The sequence below is a fragment of the Bacillus sp. SCT118 genome (assembly GCF_058566435.1).
In genome coordinates this window covers 65,667-84,856 of sequence record NZ_CP191225.1, presented here as the reverse complement: position 1 = coordinate 84,856, position 19,190 = coordinate 65,667, and the positions used below count along the sequence as shown (strand labels likewise).

General features: G+C 45.4%; 19 protein-coding genes and 2 pseudogenes. 4 read left to right on the top strand and 17 right to left on the bottom strand.

Translation table 11 applies throughout. The features are described from left to right. The first annotated feature begins 20 nt into the window (after positions 1-20). Positions 21-434: a hypothetical protein gene (locus tag ACQVGT_RS00500; RefSeq protein ID WP_015483949.1), complete on the top strand. Its 414-nt coding sequence runs from the start codon at positions 21-23 to the stop codon at positions 432-434. Positions 435-467: 33 nt separating this feature from the next. Here ACQVGT_RS00500 and fdhA read toward each other — a convergent pair whose 3' ends face one another. The 6 genes from fdhA to ACQVGT_RS00470 all read right to left on the bottom strand — a co-directional run bounded on the left by fdhA (position 468) and on the right by ACQVGT_RS00470 (position 4,820). Continuing rightward, complete coding sequence (fdhA, locus tag ACQVGT_RS00495; protein ID WP_080109050.1) at positions 468-1,694, bottom strand: formaldehyde dehydrogenase, glutathione-independent; 1,227 nt, start codon at positions 1,692-1,694, stop codon at positions 468-470. Positions 1,695-1,756: 62 nt separating this feature from the next. Further along, a complete protein-coding gene (locus tag ACQVGT_RS00490) occupies positions 1,757-1,927 on the bottom strand; it encodes a hypothetical protein (protein WP_014481459.1) in 171 nt (56 codons plus the stop codon). 104 nt (positions 1,928-2,031) lie between these two features. Beyond that, a complete protein-coding gene (locus tag ACQVGT_RS00485) occupies positions 2,032-2,280 on the bottom strand; it encodes a DUF2651 family protein (protein WP_015385158.1) in 249 nt (82 codons plus the stop codon). A gap of 16 nt (positions 2,281-2,296) precedes the next feature. Beyond that, positions 2,297-3,460, bottom strand: a complete 1,164-nt coding sequence (locus ACQVGT_RS00480; RefSeq protein ID WP_015385159.1) for a YycP family beta-propeller protein — start codon at positions 3,458-3,460, stop codon at positions 2,297-2,299. A 10-nt stretch (positions 3,461-3,470) separates the two neighbouring features. Next, on the bottom strand, positions 3,471-4,208 hold the full coding sequence (locus ACQVGT_RS00475) for a YiiX/YebB-like N1pC/P60 family cysteine hydrolase (protein WP_015483952.1): 738 nt from the start codon (positions 4,206-4,208) through the stop codon (positions 3,471-3,473). Between the two features lie 141 nt (positions 4,209-4,349). After that, positions 4,350-4,820 carry a GNAT family N-acetyltransferase gene (locus ACQVGT_RS00470; RefSeq protein ID WP_015483953.1) on the bottom strand — a complete coding sequence of 157 codons (471 nt, stop codon included), beginning with the start codon at positions 4,818-4,820 and terminating at the stop codon, positions 4,350-4,352. A gap of 110 nt (positions 4,821-4,930) precedes the next feature. Here ACQVGT_RS00470 and rapG point away from each other — a divergent pair, with 110 nt between their 5' ends. Both rapG and ACQVGT_RS00460 read left to right on the top strand, forming a co-directional pair. Continuing rightward, on the top strand, positions 4,931-6,028 hold the full coding sequence (rapG, locus tag ACQVGT_RS00465; protein ID WP_003243386.1) for a response regulator aspartate phosphatase RapG: 1,098 nt from the start codon (positions 4,931-4,933) through the stop codon (positions 6,026-6,028). Then, positions 6,029-6,145 carry a Phr family secreted Rap phosphatase inhibitor gene (locus tag ACQVGT_RS00460; protein ID WP_003226961.1) on the top strand — a complete coding sequence of 39 codons (117 nt, stop codon included), beginning with the start codon at positions 6,029-6,031 and terminating at the stop codon, positions 6,143-6,145. Between the two features lie 34 nt (positions 6,146-6,179). Here ACQVGT_RS00460 and rocF read toward each other — a convergent pair whose 3' ends face one another. The 3 genes from rocF to rocD all read right to left on the bottom strand — a co-directional run bounded on the left by rocF (position 6,180) and on the right by rocD (position 9,975). Continuing rightward, positions 6,180-7,070, bottom strand: a complete 891-nt coding sequence (rocF, locus tag ACQVGT_RS00455) for an arginase (protein WP_003226959.1) — start codon at positions 7,068-7,070, stop codon at positions 6,180-6,182. A gap of 73 nt (positions 7,071-7,143) precedes the next feature. After that, positions 7,144-8,547 carry an amino acid permease gene (locus ACQVGT_RS00450; protein WP_015483954.1) on the bottom strand — a complete coding sequence of 468 codons (1,404 nt, stop codon included), beginning with the start codon at positions 8,545-8,547 and terminating at the stop codon, positions 7,144-7,146. A gap of 222 nt (positions 8,548-8,769) precedes the next feature. Beyond that, positions 8,770-9,975: an ornithine aminotransferase gene (gene rocD, locus ACQVGT_RS00445; protein ID WP_015483955.1), complete on the bottom strand. Its 1,206-nt coding sequence runs from the start codon at positions 9,973-9,975 to the stop codon at positions 8,770-8,772. A 240-nt stretch (positions 9,976-10,215) separates the two neighbouring features. Between rocD and rocR the strand changes: the two genes are divergently transcribed. Then, positions 10,216-11,601, top strand: a complete 1,386-nt coding sequence (rocR, locus tag ACQVGT_RS00440; protein ID WP_015385164.1) for an arginine utilization regulatory protein RocR — start codon at positions 10,216-10,218, stop codon at positions 11,599-11,601. Here the strand turns inward: rocR and ACQVGT_RS00435 are convergent. The 8 genes and pseudogenes from ACQVGT_RS00435 to walR form a co-directional block, all read right to left on the bottom strand. After that, positions 11,583-11,771 (bottom strand): annotated as a pseudogene (locus ACQVGT_RS00435) (ATP-binding protein); the annotation flags it as partial. The gene rocR and the pseudogene ACQVGT_RS00435 sit on opposite strands and share 19 nt — an antisense overlap. 112 nt (positions 11,772-11,883) lie before the next feature. Beyond that, a pseudogene (locus tag ACQVGT_RS00430) lies at positions 11,884-12,010 on the bottom strand (hypothetical protein). A gap of 19 nt (positions 12,011-12,029) precedes the next feature. Next, a complete protein-coding gene (htrC, locus tag ACQVGT_RS00425) occupies positions 12,030-13,232 on the bottom strand; it encodes a serine protease HtrC (protein WP_021481077.1) in 1,203 nt (400 codons plus the stop codon). Positions 13,233-13,313: 81 nt separating this feature from the next. Further along, entirely contained in the window at positions 13,314-14,108 is a 795-nt protein-coding gene (locus tag ACQVGT_RS00420) for an MBL fold metallo-hydrolase (RefSeq protein ID WP_015483958.1), read from the bottom strand. Positions 14,109-14,129: 21 nt separating this feature from the next. After that, on the bottom strand, positions 14,130-14,972 hold the full coding sequence (gene walI, locus ACQVGT_RS00415) for a WalRK two-component regulatory system regulator WalI (RefSeq protein ID WP_003244037.1): 843 nt from the start codon (positions 14,970-14,972) through the stop codon (positions 14,130-14,132). Further along, positions 14,959-16,326, bottom strand: coding sequence for a WalRK two-component regulatory system regulator WalH (gene walH / locus ACQVGT_RS00410; protein WP_041518280.1), 1,368 nt, complete (start codon positions 16,324-16,326; stop codon positions 14,959-14,961). The genes walI and walH overlap by 14 nt, the downstream gene beginning before the upstream one ends. Next, positions 16,316-18,151: a cell wall metabolism sensor histidine kinase WalK gene (walK, locus tag ACQVGT_RS00405; protein WP_009968432.1), complete on the bottom strand. Its 1,836-nt coding sequence runs from the start codon at positions 18,149-18,151 to the stop codon at positions 16,316-16,318. The genes walH and walK overlap by 11 nt, the downstream gene beginning before the upstream one ends. Before the next feature lie 7 nt (positions 18,152-18,158). Next, on the bottom strand, positions 18,159-18,866 hold the full coding sequence (gene walR, locus ACQVGT_RS00400; protein WP_003244363.1) for a cell wall metabolism DNA-binding response regulator WalR: 708 nt from the start codon (positions 18,864-18,866) through the stop codon (positions 18,159-18,161). Positions 18,867-19,190: the final 324 nt, after the last annotated feature.

The following is a 19,190-nucleotide window of genomic DNA, read 5'->3' as shown; positions in this document are numbered from 1 at the left end:
ATGTGTGGGGAGGTTTGCATTTGCGTTTTAGATGGGTTTGGCTTTTTGTGATCATATTGCTGCTTGTTGGGTGTCAGCCGTCTTATTGGGTGTTGGAGAAGGATCGAATCGGTGAAGGCAGTCCAGACTTAGAAATATACGCTAATTACCTTCAAATACATGATGATGTAAAAGGATATCAAGTCTTCACCATTTTAGAAGGGAGAAAAATGGTTATTGTGTCTCTCGGAAGCAGCGAGAAAGATAAGAAGCTTGAAGTGTCAGACGTCAAATTCTCACCTAAAGAAACGATTGTAACTGTGAAACGAAAACCTGCTCCTACGGCAAATGAGAAAAACCCTTATATTTTGATTGGACTGGACAAAATCGAAGGGGAATTCATCGTACAGGATGAAACGGGAAACCGCTTTGAAGAAACGGATTATCAGCAATAAAGCCGGCGTTCTGAGAACGTCCGGCTTTTTCTTTTACTTCAGTGTTCCATGCGGGTCGATGACGAATTTTTTGGCTGCGCCTTTGTCGAAGTCGCTGTAGCCTTTTGGCGCGTCGTCCAAAGAAATGACAGTGGCGTTGACGGCTTTTGCGATTTGCGCTCTGCCGCTCAGAATCGCTTTCATCAAATTGCGGTTGTATGTCATGGCGGGCGTTTGTCCGGTGACGAAGGTGTGGGCTTTGGCCCAGCCGAGTCCGAAGCGGATTTTTAATGAGCCTGTTTTGGCGTCCGCATCCTTTGCGCCGGGATCTTCGGTCACGTATAAGCCTGGAATGCCAAGGCTGCCCCCGACCTGGGTGACGTCCATGATCGAGTTCAGCACGGCGGCAGGCGCTTCTCCTTGATTGCCGTGTCCGTATGCTTCAAAGCCGACACAGTCCACTGCGGCATCAACGGTTGGTTCACCTAGTATTTGTTCAATTTGCTCGCCGAGGCGGTCGTGTTTTTGTACGTTGACCGTTTCACAGCCGAAGCTTCTCGCCTGTGCCAGTCTGTCTTCGTTCAGATCTCCGACAATCACGGTGGAGGCGCCTAGGAGCTGAGCGGAGTGAGCGGCTGCTAAGCCGACTGGCCCCGCTCCCGCGATATAGACGGTTGAACCTGTTTGCACGCCCGCTGTGTAAGCTCCGTGGAAGCCGGTCGGGAAAATGTCGGACAGCATGGTCAAATCGAGAATCTTTTCTAACGCCTGTTCGTTATCAGGGAACACCAAAAGCTGAAAATCAGCGTACGGCACCATGACGTATTCCGACTGGCCGCCGACCCAGCCACCCATATCGACGTAGCCGTAAGCCGATCCCGGCCGGTCCGGATTGACATTCAGGCACACATGCGTTTTCTGCGTTTTGCACATCACACAGCGTCCGCAGGCAATATTGAAAGGAACAGATACGATATCTCCTTTTTTGATAAATTCAACATCACGCCCCGTTTCAATGACTTCTCCCGTAATTTCATGCCCGAGCACCAAGCCTTCAGGCGCCGTTGTGCGGCCTCTGACCATATGCTGGTCGCTTCCGCAAATGTTGGTTGTAATGACTTTGAGAATAACCCCATGCTCACATTTTCGATTCACATTCGCCTTCGGAACGCCGGGCCCGTCCCTTAAGATTAACTCCGGATAACCGATATCCTCCACCGCTACAGTTTCATTGCCTTTGTACACAACCGCTTTGTTTCCTGTCAACGTCATTCCTCCCATGCATGTGTTTGGACTTTGCGTCCTTGATCATGACTTCGGTTCGGCATGACTCTTTCCCTTTATCACGACTGTTTTTTCTGTATTCTTATAACGACAAATATGCCAAGAAAGCAGCCAATAATGGTTCCGCCGATGTCTAAGAAGTCGACTTTACATCCATTTAACAAGAACACAGTAATGGCCGAAACCAGGCTGATCATAACTGCCAGAAGAATAACCCGTTTGGTGCGCATGTAATTCCTCCTTTAGATTCGTTTCTAAACCATGCCCAAAATCCTCTGCAAATTTCGGTTCAACAAAAAAAGAGACTTCACACCAGTCTCTTCATAATTAGAGATCAATTAAAAAATTTCCTGAGAAATAATGTGACAATACTGGTTACCAACGCAATTGCCGTATACATAACAACCCAAAATATGAATGAGCTATTGCCCGAAGCTAACGTAAATAACAATATCAAGCTCGCGATAAGGACGATGAGCGGTGCCACCCAAAACCTCTTAAATAAAAAATGACCCGCTATACCAAATACACCTGCGATGATCGGAAAACCAAAAACGATAAATAAAACGGCGATAGTTCCCATACAAACCTCCTTGCCCTTAAAACCCCTTCATCACCTCAAAATCATACAGCTTCAAATGACTCTTCGGCGTCACGATTTCCTTTACCTTCCCAATCTCTTTTTCCTTCACTTTCTTTCCTGTTTTCAGACTGTACTGTTCAATGTATGCAGGCTTGTTATACGTGTATGTGAAGAAATAGAGGCTGCTGCCTTTTTGGGTGATTTCTTTGAAATCGGCTTTCATTTTGTCTCGGGAAAGGGTGAAGGCGATGCTTGTTTTTCCTGTCTTGGCATCGATTTTGTGTACCTTTCCGAAGCCGTCAATGAAATACAGGTTCCCGTCATAAGGAAAAAAGCTGTTTTTAAAGCTGAAGGGCATGGAGCTGTATATCGTTTGTTCGTCGTTTTTGTATTCGGCGATATCGTGCAGCTCTACTTTGCCGCTTTTTTTGTTGATCTTGACCATTTGATAAAGATTGCGGGCTTTTTGGCCGCGAACCATGACATAAACAGCTTGGTCGTCCACAGCAAGCTGGGATTCGACTGAGGCTCCTTCCCGGTACTGCCATTCCGTTATCTTGTGATAAGTGAGCTTCCTTTGATCTGCTTGAATCTGAAGGAGCTGATAGCCTTTTTCGTCATCTGTCGGGACGAGTGCATAAATGGCGCCATCATGGAAACCGGAGGCTCGGATGTAGTAGGGGATGATGTCTTTTTTCCACTCTCCGTCCATCTGGCGGTACAGCTCTGAGCGGTATCCGTCTCCCTTTTTGTCGTAGCCGGAGTTGTATAAGGTGTAAAAGCCATCCGTGTTTTGCAGAAAGCCTGCGCTGTCGCCTGTGTGCTGATAGGTTCTTTTATGGGAGCGCAGACCGTTTTTGATCGTATAAATCTTGTTTTTGTCCTCCAGCATCACACTGTCGCCGTGAACCTTGGCTGAGCCCAGCTCAAGGCCCTTCATCTTAAAGGAAGACAGCGTCCCGTCCTGGCTGATAAACAGGGCGTAGCTTTTCCCGCCGCCAAATGCATCTTGATCCGCAGAGGATGAAAAATACAGCAGGACTTCTTTGTCATCCAGGAAATCGGGGTTTCTGAGATCCTGCTGACTCACGGTTTTATGGTTTTTGAGAGGAGAAATGAAGACAACTAGTGCGATTCCTGCGAGAATCAGCATGGCGATGGTAATCATCCACTTTTTCATATCCTTCTCCTTAGTAAATGGTCATGATAGTTGTCGTATACGAAGAACTTGTGATGTCGCGCGGATACACGCCTAAGCCTCCGTTGCTGTCTATATCAATGCCTGCTTTCAGCAAAAAGGCAGACCATAGGAGCTTTGAACAGTTTTTGGCGCCGTCATGGCCGGTATTTCTGTTATTGACGAAGTTAAATGAGTATGGGTCGCCGACTTTTGATACCGCCCAGTCGGCAGCAGCTGTTTTTTGAGATGAGGATACGCTGACGGTTTGCACAATGGAGTTGTCTTCCACGTCTCTGGCATTATAAGCGATCTGCCTGACGCCGTCGCTCGGGACAGATTCAACAATTTTGTCAGCGGCGGAGTACATGCCGACGTGGCCGTGATTGTAGTAGGCTGTGTAGGAGTTCGTGTAATAGATATTGCCTTTCGCGCTTGTCGGGAGTTTTTTCGTGCCGGACGAGCCGCCCATGATAGACATGCCGCTTTCCTTGGCAAGCTGGTCTCCCGCTGCTTTATCAGCCGTGATTTCCTTATAGAACTGTTTTAGGATAACATCCTGCTTTACGTGCTGTTGTTTGGCAATCTGGCTGGCAGATTTCATGATTTCTTCCGGTGTCGTGCCTGGCTGCAGTGCGGCGATTTCTTCCGCATAATTTGTGGTCTTTACGGCTTTGGCGGGAGAAACAAACAGGCCGCCGCACATTGTAAGCGCTACCAAAAACATCGACACTCGTTTCTTCAACTTCATTACATCTCCTCTTTTCTTGTGAATGTAGGAAAGGTAATTTCCTCACCCACATTATATTAGGAAAATAAGGAAAGTAACTAGGTTATTTACAGAATTTTTAGAAATCATTTACAGAAAAAGGCCTTTATCAGGCCCTTTTCATTAAATCTTCTTGCTCATCACTACGTCTGTTTCTTGAAATCCGGTTTGCTCATATAGCTTTCGCGCCGTCTGATTATGGGCAAAGACATGAAGGGACAGCTTGCGGATTCCCATACTGCGTGCCGCTTGATCTAATGCCGCCAATGCTTGCTTTGCGTAGCCCTTTCCCCGATACGGTTCATATAACCCGAAATCATAAATAAATGCTTCCTGCTGCGGATGCTCAGGTTCAGCGTGTATCCAGAGCCAGCCAACGATATCCTTTTCATTCAGCTTGAGGCTCCACAAATGATGATGGGGTGTTTCCAGCCCTCTCGGAAGCAGATCAGAAAACGCCTGCTTAGACAAAAGCTGTGCATCCTCAGGCAGCCATGTTCCCGCTTTTACCTTTTCTTTCGCGTAATGCTTTGTTGTGTATGTGAGATAAGACCGAAATTCTTCTGTCTGCATAGGGCTCAGCATAATTGTCATATCATCTCTCCTTCATATATTGACTAGAGGATTTTACATAAAATAGAAAGAGGTGTTACTATCAGAATAAGCAACTGAGATTGATAAGTCACTAGAGAAAGGAGTTTCACATGAATAAGATCGCACCCGCAGAAATCGCTAGCATGCTTAACGATTGGTACCTTGCTATCAAGAAACATGAAGTTGAAGAATCCTCCCGTTTATTTGAAGAAGTGAAGCCTTTATTGGATGACATGGAAGAGGATCAGGAGGTGCTGGCCTACTTCTCTTTATTGGAACTGCGCCACAAGGTTTTGCTTCACGAGGCGAGAGGACAGGGCTTTCAGCATGAGGAGCCTTCTCATATGAATGCTACGTCTGACATGCTGAAATATTACTTTTTTCTGTTTGAAGGCATGTATGAGGCCTATAAAAATAATTATGATATTGCCATTGGGCTGTATAAAGATGCAGAGCAGTATCTCGACAACATTCCCGATCCGATTGAGAAAGCCGAATTTCACCTGAAGGTCGGAAAGCTCTATTATAAGCTGGGACAAAATATTGTGTCTCTCAATCATACACGGCAAGCGGTCAAAACGTTCAGGGAAGAGACTGATTATAAAAAGAAGCTGGCTTCAGCGCTGATTACCATGTCAGGCAATTTTACAGAGATGAGCCAGTTTGAAGAAGCTGAGGCTTATTTGGACGAAGCAATTCGGATCACGAGTGAATTAGAGGATCATTTTTTTGAAGCCCAGCTTTTGCATAACTTCGGCCTTCTTCATGCGCAAAGCGGCAAATCAGAAGAAGCGGTTTCGAAATTAGAGGAAGCCTTACAGAACGATGAGTATGCCCGCTCCGCCTATTATTATCATTCTGCCTACTTGCTGATACGAGAGCTGTTTAAGATCAAAAAGAAAGAACAGGCCTTATCTTATTACCAAGACGTGAAGGAAAAATTGACTGCTGAGCCGAATAGAATATGTGAGGCAAAAATAGACATTTTATATGCCATTTATGCAGAAGGAGGTCATGCGGAAACGTTTCACTTATGCAAACAACATATGGATGACTTGTTGTCCGAGAAAGAGTATGACAGTGTAAGAGAACTTTCCATTTTGGCTGGCGAACGGTATAGGGAACTTGAGCTTTACAAAGAAGCTGCCCACTTTTTTTATGAAGCATTACAGATTGAAGAACTGATTAAACGAACGGAGGTTATATAAATGAAAAGATTTCTGATTGGCGCAGGCGTCGCAGCGGTGATTTTATCAGGTTGGTTTATTGCGGACCATCAAACCCACTCACAGGAGATGAAAGTCGCTGAGAAAATGATTGGATAAATGAAAAACCCCCGCGGGTGCGGGGGTTTTTCTATTACAGCAGCTTCTTCCCTAGCAGGGATTCTACGAGCTCTACTGCTGTTTTACCTGTTTTGTTTTTGTGATCAAGGATCGGGTTAACCTCAACGAATTCGGCTGAGGTAATGATGCCTGCGTCATACAGCATTTCCATAGCCAAATGGCTCTCCCGGTAGCTGATGCCGCCGACGACAGGGGTTCCGACACCCGGTGCGTCGTTCGGATCAAGTCCGTCCAGATCAAGGCTCAGATGGACGCCATCACATGCTGATAAATAATCAAGGGTTTCTTCAATGACCTTTGTCATGCCAAGACGGTCGATTTCGTGCATTGTGTACACCTTCATGCCGCTTTCCTTAATGTACTTGCGCTCCCCTTCATCAAGTGACCGGGCGCCAATGATGACCACGTTTTCCGGTTTGATTTTAGGCGCGTAGCCTTCAAGGTTAACCAGTGACTCGTGGCCAATGCCGAGGCTGACCGCGAGCGGCATGCCGTGAATATTGCCCGATGGTGAAGTTTCAAGTGTATTCAAATCGCCGTGCGCGTCATACCAGATGACGCCGAGATTATCGTAATGCTTCGCTGTGCCTGCCAGCGTGCCGATCGCAATACTGTGGTCACCGCCCAGGACAAGCGGGAATTTTTTCTCTTCAATGACTTTGTTGACCTTTTGCGCGAGTTTTTCATTTCCCGCCAAAACAGAATTCAGGTTTTTCAGTTCCTCGTCATTTTTGATTTTTTCACGGTTGATCGGAATGTCACCGAGATCTTCAACCGTATACCCCATGTCTGACAGCCGCTCGATCAGATGAGCGTACCGGATGGCACTCGGGCCCATATCTACTCCGCGTCGTGCTTGTCCTAAATCCATTGGCATTCCAATAACCGAAATCGTTTTATCCATCTGTGATTCCACCTCAACATATAAGATAATGTCCTATGCGGGTTCTAACAAAGATGACTTGCGGACAACGTTTTTAAAGCTCTAGCTGACGATTTGCCTGCTGGCGTTTTTTAATGACGACATGATAAATGATGTAGCAAATGATCATAAACGGTACGCCGCAATACAGCGCGATACGCTGCTCCGGATCAAATGCAAGGCTGATGAGCACGACCGTATTTAATGTTAGGCCGATCAGCGGAAGCACCGGGTACAGCGGTGTTTTAAATTTCAAATCTTCTATCTTCCCGCCCTCACGGATATATTTGCGTCTGAACATGATTTGGGAAAGCGAAATCGCGATCCAGCCGACCTGCGCACTCATGCCCGCCAATGATAACAGCACCATATATACGGTTTCAGCCGCCGCCACTTTTGACAGAAGCGACAGGCAAGCCACAGCCATCGTTACAATTAACGCGTTCAGCGGCACACCTCGCTGATTTGTTTTGCCGAGCGCTTTGAAGGCCTGTCCTTCATTCGCCATCGCGTACAGGATACGCGTTGATGCGTATAAACCTGAATTCGCAACAGATAACAGCGCGATTAAAATAACAAAGTTCATGATATCAGCTGCATATGGGATTCCGATTTGCTCAAATACGGCAACAAATGGACTTTCCACGACACCCGCCTGTTTCCACGGAATCATGCCGGCAATGACAATGATTGAAAGCACAAAGAAGACAAGCGTTCTCCATACTGTCTGTTTGATCGACCGCGGAATCGTTTTTTCAGGGTTTTCACTTTCTCCGGCCGCAACCCCGATCAGCTCAGTTCCCTGGAACGCAAAGTTCACGGTAATCATCGTTATCAATATGGCCTTTATGCCGTTCGGAAATAACCCGTCTTCATAAAAATGTGTCAAAAACGGCGCCTGCTCTCCGCCCTTCAGATCAATCAGGCCAAACATGGCAGCTCCACCGAGAATAATAAATAAAAGGATAATCAAAATTTTAATGCCTGAGAACCAGAATTCAGATTCCGCAAAGGCTTTTGTGGTGATCGCATTTAAAATAAACATCAGTGCCGCAAAGACCAGACACCAGATCCATACGTCTATATGCGGAAACCAGCGTTGCATCAGCTGCCCCGCTGATAAAAATTCAATGGCGCATGTAACCGCCCAGCCGAGCCAGTACAGCCAGCCGAACGCAAACCCGAAGGCCGGGCTGATAAATTTCGTGGCATAGGTCTGGAAGGACCCCGACACAGGAAAGGCGACTGCCAGCTCTCCTAAGCAGAGCATCGTCAAAAACATGATAAAGCCGCCCACTAAATAGGACAGAACCGCGCCGAGCGGTCCCGCTTGGTTAATGGTAAACCCGGTTCCAAGGAAGAAACCGGTTCCGATCACTCCGCCCAATGAAATCATGAACAAATGGCGTGATTTCATTGTCCGCTGGAGCTGATTTCCGTTATCTTGGTTTGTATTCACATTCTGCACCCCTTCAGCAACTTGTATTGGATCTAAGCTGGAACATCTGCATGGTGCTATCCCAGTTTGCTGTCCAAAGAGTCTCTATCTATTTAATATAAAATTCACTTCTTCTCATAAAGATACATTATACTAAAATACTGTAGCTGAGCAAATAGGGAGTGCTGATTTTTCTGTTGTAAATTTATACAAACGAAGTGAATATCCCGCCATGGTGCGGATTTATGCGTTTTGCAGCACGTGCTTAATTTTCTCTATTGCCCAATCCAAATCCTCTTTGGAAATGATTAATGGCGGTGCAAAACGAATGACTGTATCATGCGTTTCCTTGCATAAAAGCCCTTCTTCCTTCAAACGCTCACAATACGGACGTGCTGCTTCCGTCAATTCCACACCGATAAACAGCCCTCTGCCGCGGACTTCTTTAATGACCGGGCTGTCAATGCTCTCAAGCTCGCTTTTAAAGTATTCGCCAAGCTCAAGAGAACGATCCGCCAGCTTTTCATCCTCCAGCACTTCTAATGAAGCGATAGACACTGCACATGCAAGCGGGTTTCCGCCAAATGTTGAGCCGTGTGAGCCAGGGTTAAACACGCCTAGGATCTCGCGGTCCGCCGCAATACATGAGATTGGGAACACACCGCCGCCAAGCGCTTTGCCCAAGATATACATATCCGGAACAATGCCGTCCCAGTCACAGGCAAATGTCTTGCCTGTACGTCCGAGACCCGTTTGAATTTCATCCGCAATAAACAAGACATTCTCTTCCTTACAAATTGCCGCCGCTTCCTGTAAAAATCCTTCCGGCGGAATCACAATGCCCGCTTCGCCTTGAATCGGCTCAAACAAGAATGCCGCTGTATTCGGCGTAATGGCCTGTCGAAGCGCTTCCACATCGCCGTAAGGAATGAGTTTGATTCCCGGAAGCATCGGGCCGAATCCTCGTTTATATTCCTCTTCAGAAGAAAGAGATACCGCCAGCATTGTGCGGCCGTGGAAGTTCCCGACACATGCGATAATTTCCGCTTGATTGTCAGCTACGCCCTTCACTTCATACGCCCAGCGTCTCGCCGCTTTCACTGCAGATTCAACCGCTTCAGCTCCTGTATTCATCGGCAGAATCATCTCTTTGCCTGTCAGTTTAGCTGTTTTTTCGTAAAAAGGCCCAAGCTGATCGTTATGAAACGCGCGTGACGTGAGGGTAATTTTATCAGCCTGATCCTTTAATGCCTGAATGATTTTCGGGTGTCTGTGACCCTGGTTTACCGCAGAGTAAGCACTCAGCATATCCATATATTCATTGCCTTCCGGGTCCTTTACCCAAGCACCCAGCGCTTCAGAAATAACAATCGGGAGCGGATGATAATTGTTGGCTCCGTAATGAGACGTCTGATCAATAATTTCTTTGGATTTAGATAAAGCTGACATATTTGAATTCCCCCTTGTTTTCTGTTTCAACATGTTATCCTGCTTTCCCTTTATATAAATGCAAGTTCTGTGCCAAATCAAGAATTCGTGTGTTTTCTACAATTTTCGAGGACAAGGTGCAAAAACATTCTGATATTTCGAGCAAAAATTCCAGCAAGTGCAAAATTCTTTTGCATATCCTCTCCATTTTTTTATAAAATAGAAGCAATATTAAGAAAATAATTGAGGGAGGTTCATACAGTGGTCAAAGACAGCGAATTCCTCACATTGGTTTTTCAGAGTATTTTAGATGAAATCGATGTTGGCCTGCACGTGGTAGACGAGCATGGAAACACAATCGTTTATAACAATAAAATGATGCAGATTGAAGATATGGAGAAGCATGACGTCTTGAATAAAAACCTGATGGATGTGTTTATGTTTTCAAAGCAGCAGGACAGCACACTGGTACAGGCTCTTCAGGAAGGCAAGACGATTAAAAACGTCAAACAGAGCTATTTCAATAATAAAGGCCAGGAAATTACGACGATCAATCATACATATCCCATCGTCCAGGACGGCAAAATCAAGGGCGCCGTTGAAATTGCCAAGGATGTGACAAAGCTTGAACGGCTGATCAGGGAAAATATGAACAAAAAAGGCAGCACAACCTATACGTTTGACAGCATCCTCGGCACCAGCCCGGCCATTCAAGACGTCATCGAAAACGCCAAGCGTGCAACCCGCACGTCATCATCTGTCCTTCTCGCAGGCGAAACCGGCACGGGAAAAGAGCTGTTCGCGCAAAGTATCCATAATGGAAGCGATCGTTCTGGCGGCCCGTTTATTTCGCAAAACTGTGCGGCACTGCCAGACAGCCTTGTGGAAAGCATTTTGTTTGGGACGAAAAAAGGCGCGTTTACCGGCGCTGTCGACCAGCCCGGCCTGTTTGAACAAGCTCACGGCGGGACGCTGCTGTTAGATGAAATCAACTCGCTGAATCTCAGCCTTCAGGCGAAGCTGTTGCGCGCCCTTCAAGAACGGAAAATCAGGCGCATCGGTTCGACAAAGGATACACCGATTGACGTCCGTATTATTGCCACGATGAATGAAGATCCAATTGATGCAATTGCAGGCGAACGAATGCGGAAGGACTTGTATTACAGGCTGAGTGTCGTGACGCTGATCATACCGCCGCTTCGGGAACGAAAAGAAGACATTTTGCTTCTCGCGTCGGAGTTCATCCAGAAAAACAACCATCTGTTCCAAATGAATGTTGAACACATCAGCGATGACGTGAAGCAATTTTTCCTTTCTTATGACTGGCCGGGAAATATTCGCGAGCTTGAGCATATGATCGAAGGCGCAATGAATTTCATGACGGACGAGCAAACGATTACGGCCTCCCATCTGCCCTATCAATACCGCATGAAAATCAAGCCGGCTGACATCCCAGAGCCGGAAACACCAAGACACCAGCCGGCCGCGGACTTAAAAGAAAAAATGGAGAGCTTCGAAAAATATGTGATAGAGAACGTGTTAAGAAAACACGGCCATAACATCTCGAAAGCTGCTCAGGAGCTTGGCATCAGCAGACAAAGCCTCCAATATCGGCTGAAGAAATTTTCTCACTCGTCTAACGAATAATCCGGGGCAGGAAGCCTGATCAGGAAAACAGTATCTCTGCCGATTTCACTTTTCACTTCAATCGTCCCATTGTGGCTGTCGATAATCGATTTCGTTATGGCAAGGCCTAATCCCGAACCTCCATATTTCCGGGAGCGGGATGGGTCTGCCCTGTAAAATCGGTCAAACACTAAAAAACGTTACTTCTTCTGCATTGAAAAAAGAAATGGCATCTATGTGTACAGCCAGCAACCACACGGAACAAACCATTAAAGTCCATGCAGAGAACGGAAGTATTTGCAGCTAACTGCTGTTTGCTGTTTCACGTGTAACATCCATCTTGTATTTTTCTTCATATTCGATATATCCTTTTCAACTGAACGGGCGTGACCCCTGTTCAGTTTTTTTGCATATCAAAACAGCCTGGCAACGATGCCAGACTGCTTTTATTAACTGCCTAATTGGTCTGCGGAGGACAGCTTGATGTCTACAGATTTTTCTTTTCCGCCGCGGTAAAACTTCACCTTCACCCGGTCACCGACTTTTTTCTGATAAAGCCGTTTTCGCAGGTCAACAATATCATTTACTTTGTATCCGTCAAATTCCGTGATGACATCCAGTTCCTTCAGTCCCGCTTTTCCGGCAGGTGAAAAGGCGTCTACACCCATCACAACCGCTCCATTGGTGACATTCTTAGGAAGCTTTAATGTTTCATCCCAATGATAGCTTGCGATGTCGCTTAGCGATTTCATCTCAATGCCAAGGAACGGGCGTTTGACCTTTCCGTATCTCTCTAAATCCTCTATCACAGGGATCACGAGCTTAGATGGAATCGACAGGCCAATCCCTTCAACCGCCGACTCGGCAATTTTCATTGAATTGATGCCAATGACCTTCCCATCCATATTTAACAAAGCACCGCCGCTGTTCCCAGGATTAATGGCCGCATCTGTTTGCAGGACTTCTGCGTTCCAGTCAGGCTGTCCATCACCGTTTGAATCCACTGGGATCGCCCTCTCCGTACCTGAGATGACGCCTTGTGTGACAGAGCCAGCAAACTCAAGGCCTAACGGGTTCCCGATCGCAATAACCGGCTCCCCAGACTTCACTTTATCTGAATTTCCGAAATCGGCGACTGCTTTAATCTTATCGCTTTTCACCCGTAAAACGGCAAGGTCCATCAGCTGGTCGCTGCCGACAAGATCAGCTGATACACGTGAGCCGTCTTTCAAGCTGATTTCAATTTGGGAAGCGCCTTCGATGACATGATGGTTGGTCACGACATAAGCGGAATGGTCATTTTTCTTATAGATGACGCCAGAGCCGCTCCCAGCCTCGCCGCTCTCTCCCCAAATATCTGATTTTTGGATGTTCACAACACCGACAACGGCGGGCGACACATTGCTGACAATCTTGGTGACGGCATTGTTGACACTGACATTCACCGTCCTGATTGATTCCCGGCCGTTGTTGTTCTGCTGCTGATCTAAAGCGCCCGTATCCAGCCCTTCATTTGAAAGATACGGCATGATAAACGCCATTAATACGGCACCGACAATCACGCCAATCAGACTCGAAAGAAAATATCCTTTTTTGCTTCTCTTTGGCTGTTCAGGAGTAGTATGTTCTTCCTCACGTTCGTAATCCACCATATTCCATCCTTTCCAAGAACGTTAATATGGTTATATTGTGGGTTAGAAACTCCTAGAATAGTCATGATTTACATAGAAAAATTATACAGCGCAAAGCGGAGTGGCCTTCTTCGGATCTGTGTCGTATAAGTCAAATGTCTCACCCGTCACAAATCCTTTAGAAGCCAATGTCTGCTGCACGGACATTCTTGCCAGCTCCTTCATGTTATTGTCCTGGCTCAAATGCGCCAGGTAAATACGAGACGTCTCATCGCCAATGACATCCGTCATCGCCAAGGCAGCATCTTCATTTGACACGTGCCCGACGTCACTTAAAATCCGCCGCTTAATGCTCCATGGGTATCTTCCCATTTGCAGCATACCGACATCGTGATTGCTTTCAAACACAAACACATTCGCTGAACGGATAATGCCTTTCATCCGGTCGCTGACATATCCCGTATCTGTCATTAACGCGAGCTTTCGGCCGTTATAATGGAATACATAAAACATCGGTTCCGCCGCATCGTGGGAAACGCCAAACGATTCAACATCAAGTCCGCCGAACGACTTCACCGTCTCCATCGGAAATACAAACTTTTGATCGGTGTCAATTTTGCCGATTTGATTCTCCATCGCTTTCCAAGTCTTCTCATTCGCATAGATCGGAAGCTTGTACTTTCTGGCGACGACACCAAGGCCCTTAATATGGTCACTATGCTCATGCGTCACAAAAATGCCGTCTACATCATCCAGCTTACGCCCGATCTGCGCCATCAGCCCATCCATGGCTTTTCCGCTCAAACCGGCGTCCACTAAAAATGCGTGATTCTCTGTTTCGAGGTAAAACGCATTTCCCGTACTCCCGCTCGCAAGTACGCTAAATTGCAAGCTCATGTTTGTCTCACTCCATTATTTTCATTGATCTGTATCTAAAATCGTACTCTCCAAAGCATTCACAGTAAAATACTCTTGTACTGTCTTTTTCTCACCGTTCACTTTTTTCTCGTACTCGACCGTAATTCTCCATACCGGCGCCAGCACCTGCGTACTTGTCAGCGGATATTGTGCTACATAGCCGAATTTACAGCTCTTCACAGTGCTGTATTCTTTCAATTGATTTTGATAGTACAATAGCTCAACCGCATCCATTTCAGTAATTAAGCTTTCTTTCTGGATTTGCTTGAAGGTCTCAAGCGTAGTCTGGTCGTATGACACAACCTCGTTTTTACCGTTTAAGTGCAGCACCACTTGCCCGATCATATTAGAGGGATTGTCGGTCTTTTGGTAAATATAATGACCTTCGTACGTTTGGAAGAAAATAATTTCTTTCTTCGATTTATCAACCTTCCAAAGCTTATATTTTTCGCCATCTTGAATTTTCGAAGAAACAAGTGCCTGAGCATCGTCCTCGATATCCTTCTTTGATAGGGCGATTGGATTTGCAAACTTCATTTTCAGGCTCGTTACTTTATGATCATCACTAGGCATGTCCATCAAAGGCTTTTGATCCTTCAGCGCCTCAATTTCCTCCTTGGAGAAAGATTTTTGATTTGCCGTGATCCGATAGCCTTCTGTCGCTTCCTTATTCAAGCCTTCATACGTGATATGATCGGCCTTCATGTCATGCTCGACATCATTTTTAATGACTTCATATTCTTTTCCGGTAGCCTGCCATTTTTGAAAAAACTGATAGCCTAAGAAAATATCTAAAATGAGGAAGGCAACGATGAAGATTGATTTTGTCTTATTCCACTCCACTGCTAGCCCCCTCCTTCCTCAATAAATCCTTTGTAATCGGCACAATTTTTCCATTTACTTTCATCGCCCAAACCGGTTCCAGTTCAACGAGAGGATCATCGTTGGTTGATGTTGATACCAATTGATAAGCAAGGAAGATCTGATCAATTTTGTCCGTATCATAAGCGGTTTGTTTCGAAAGCAGCATCCTCACTTCGCTGCCGCTCATGAGCTCTGTTTCACTTGTTTTAATTGGATTCGTTCCGAGACTGTAATTCGGCCGCTTATAGCTGAGAATATCATCATTCGCCCATTGCATCGTAATCGCCGATGTCGCTCCGAAAGGTTTGGCGGTGCTGTTAATGACCGGGATCTGATCCATAAAGATATAGAAGCTCAGCTGCTGGCTGTCATTGATATTGAAAAATTGATAGTGATCCGTCCAGCTTCCGGTATCCTCAAGGTATTTTTGGCTCTTTTTGATTAATTCACCTGTTTGATAGGATGTGCTCTGCACCAAATTGCGCTGCTGAAATTGCACCTGTCGCTGGCTTAGATTTACATCTAAACGGCTGATCCCATCTGTCAGCACATTTCTGTTGTTGTAATTCGAATCTTCTCTTACAATGCTCGGATCACTAAACAAAGCCTGCTTAAAGGTATTTGTTTTAATCGATTCTGTGACAAATTCTTTTTTGTCCATCGTAAGCGGTTTGTTCGGCAGCAAGAACTCTTTCTTTGAGCCAATAGAGAACAAACTGAACGCCGGCATATTTGATTGCCTGTTTTTCAAGTCATTCATAATGTTCCGGTAGTTTGCCGATTCAACCGTCACTTCAAGAATGAGCTGTTTGCTGTAAGACACCAAATAGATTTTCTTGTTCGCTTTTGTTTCATTGAACGGGATCAGAATATGATCAAACGAACTGTATTCAAACGACTGATTAGACCATTTAAACAGCGTTTGGAAAATATCAATCGGAATCGTATCGCTGAATTGCAAGTCAAGCTTGGCTTCAGAACCGCCTATTCCATAAAACCAGCTTTTGAATCCAGCCTTGTCATACTGATCCGAAATATCTTTAATTCCTTTCACATCCCAATGCGGCAAGTCAGACCAAATTTCTTCATAGAGGGCATTGTCATCCACCTTGTAATGAGCGCCGTCATCATGGATAAACATGTCCCTCGGCCTTACCGTTTCAGACAGCTTTTGTGTGGTTTTTTCGATTTTATGTTTCACACGAACAGTAGACTCTGTTGAGGATGAGCCTTCAGAAAAGTTTGGCTGGAACGTCCATATCCCCCATGTAAAAACAAGACTGATGACGACGAGTACCGTAAGTAATATCGTTTTTATATTTTCACGCTTCATCCCAATCATCCTCTTGTTCCTCTTTATATGGAAGAGTAAATGTAATCGTCGTGCCTTTTCCTTCTATGCTGTCCGCCCAAATATCTCCGCCGTGCGCCTGTACCATTTCCTTGGCAATCGCCAATCCCAGACCGGTGCCGCCAAGTTTTCTCGTTCTCGCTTTATCCACCCTGTAGAAGCGGTCAAAGACTTTTTCGACATCTTTTTTCGGAATGCCGATCCCTTCATCCTTCACGCTGATATAGAGAAGTTCTTCCTCTTCATTGACATCAATCGAGAACGTGACATGTCCGCCTTCCGGTGAATATTTTAAAGCGTTAGAAATAATATTATCGAGCACCTGCGTTATTTTATCCTGGTCAATCTCGACGTACAGATCTCTGTCCGGCAGATTGCGGATAAACTCCACATGCTGCTCTTTTGTCATTTCGAAACGGTCAATAATAAGTGACATAAACCGGACAATCTGAATCCATTCCCGGTTAAATTGATAATCCTTACTGTCAAATTTCGACAGCTGAAGCAGATCATTGACAAGCCGAATCATACGCTCTGTTTCATTTTGCGTCACCATTAAGAAGCGCGGAGCAATGTCTTTATTTTCCCACGCGCCTTCAGCTAACGCTTCTAAATAGCTGCGCATTGTCGTAAGCGGCGTCCGCAGCTCATGTGATACATTCGCAACGAATTCTCTGCGTTCCTGATCCATTTTCTCTTGTTCGGTTACATCGTAAATGACAGCGATTAAACCATCAATTTTGCCGTGTTCCCTTTGAATCACAGAGAAATTCACGCGAAGCACCGTTAATTCATCATCGCGCTCAATTTCAAGCAGCATAGAATCCTGCTGCTCCACTAAATCTTCAAACGTATAATTCTCTTGAAGCCCCAGCAAACTCGTAATCGGCATTTCCAAGGCTGTTTCACGTGAAACGTTCAACAGCTCCAGCGCTGGGCTGTTTAAGAGAATAATCGCTCCGTTTCGGTTTGTAGCGATTACGCCGTCTGTCATATAGGCAATGACAGAGGCTAGCTTTCTGCGTTCTCCTTCAGTCATCGCCTGTGCATCTTCAAGCTCTCTCGTTAAGTGGTTAAACGTTGTGGCCAGCTGCCCAATTTCATCATGCCCGTACTTTTTAACCTTCCTCGAGAAATTCCCTTTCGCAAGCTCCATCGCCTGCTTTCGCATATCTGAAAGCGGATGGGTAATGGTTCTTGCCAGAAAAATACCGAGAAGAGCCGTCAAAACAAGTGCCAAACCTGTGCCGGACGCCAGTATCGTGTTGATCGTCTTCATTTGATTAAAGACATCTTCCATACTCGCGACAACATAGATCGCGCCGACAACCTCTTGGTTTTCAGTCATAACGGGCTTCGCGGAAATAAGAACTCTGATTTTGCTTTTCGGGTCATAATATTTTCTTAAATACGACTGTTTGGTAGAAAAAATTCTTTTGAAAATCAGATCGGTCGTTTGTTTCCCAGCCACTTCCTCACCATACGGCTTTGAAGAACCGACCACTTCATAGCTTTTATCTACAAAGCTAATTTCCCGAACCTCATCACTTTTCGTGAAGTCATTCAAAATACGGCTGACGTCATCCTTTATAACTGTGCTGTCGTTATCGCTCTTATATTCTTGTTCGATATAATAAGAAAGGTTGTCGATTCGCTGATTCAGCGATTGTTCATAAGAGCTGATCAGCGACTTCTCTACCTGATTGACAAAATACACACCAATGATTTGCATGGCAATGATAATCAAAAGCACATAAATCAAGGTAATCTTAAATTGGATCGACCGAAAAAAACCAACCTTATTCATATGGGCATTAGTCCTGTTCTGGGTTTCTCAAGTAATAACCTACACCGCGGCGTGTGACGATCCAATTTGGATGGCTCGGGTTGTCCTCGATTTTTTCGCGAAGCCGGCGGACTGTTACGTCAACCGTTCTGACATCGCCGAAGTAATCATAGCCCCAAACGGTTTGAAGCAAATGTTCACGGGTCATCACTTGTCCGATATGTTTTGCTAAATAATGAAGCAATTCGAACTCACGATGAGTCAATTCGATTGTTTCGTCTCGTTTTGATACAACGTACGCGTCAGGGAAGATGACGAGAGAGCCGATATGAATCTCGTTAGAGGAAGGCTCTTCCTCCGCAGGCGCTGTTGTCAGCTGGCGGCGCAGGTTCGCTTTTACACGCGCCAAGAGCTCGCGTGTGCTGAATGGTTTTGTGACATAGTCATCAGCACCGATTTCAAGCCCGATAACCTTGTCAATTTCTGAATCCTTAGCCGTCAGCATAATGATTGGCATATCGTATTTCTTTCTGACTTCGCGGCATACTTCAACGCCGTCTTTATTCGGGAGCATAATATCTAAAAGAATTAAATCAGGCTGAAGCTCTTCTACCATTTCAACGGCTTCGTTTCCGTCGTGGGCACAGTGCACTTCATAGCCTTCTTTTCTTAAGTTAAATTCCAATATATCTGCAATCGGTTTTTCATCATCTACTACAAGGATCTTTTTATCCATCATTTTGATTTTCCTCCTGCCGAATAACTTCATTTCATCTATATAACATTCGTTTCATCACTTATGGCCCATGTAAAGAATGGGTCCTTGTCTATTATAACGGTTTAAGGTCAAAAGATAAAAAAAATAAAGGTTTAGAAAAAAAACACATGTTTCACCTTTATCGCCAGTTGTTTATCTATTGTCATGCTGGTCAACTTTTTTTAAAAAAGATAACTTTATTGAAACCTCCCCTCACCGGAGTGCGTCTTTATCAATGACGTCTTCTTCTTTGAACCGGCCGCAGGGCCGGTTCTCCCTTTTTCTTCTATTATAACACTCCTC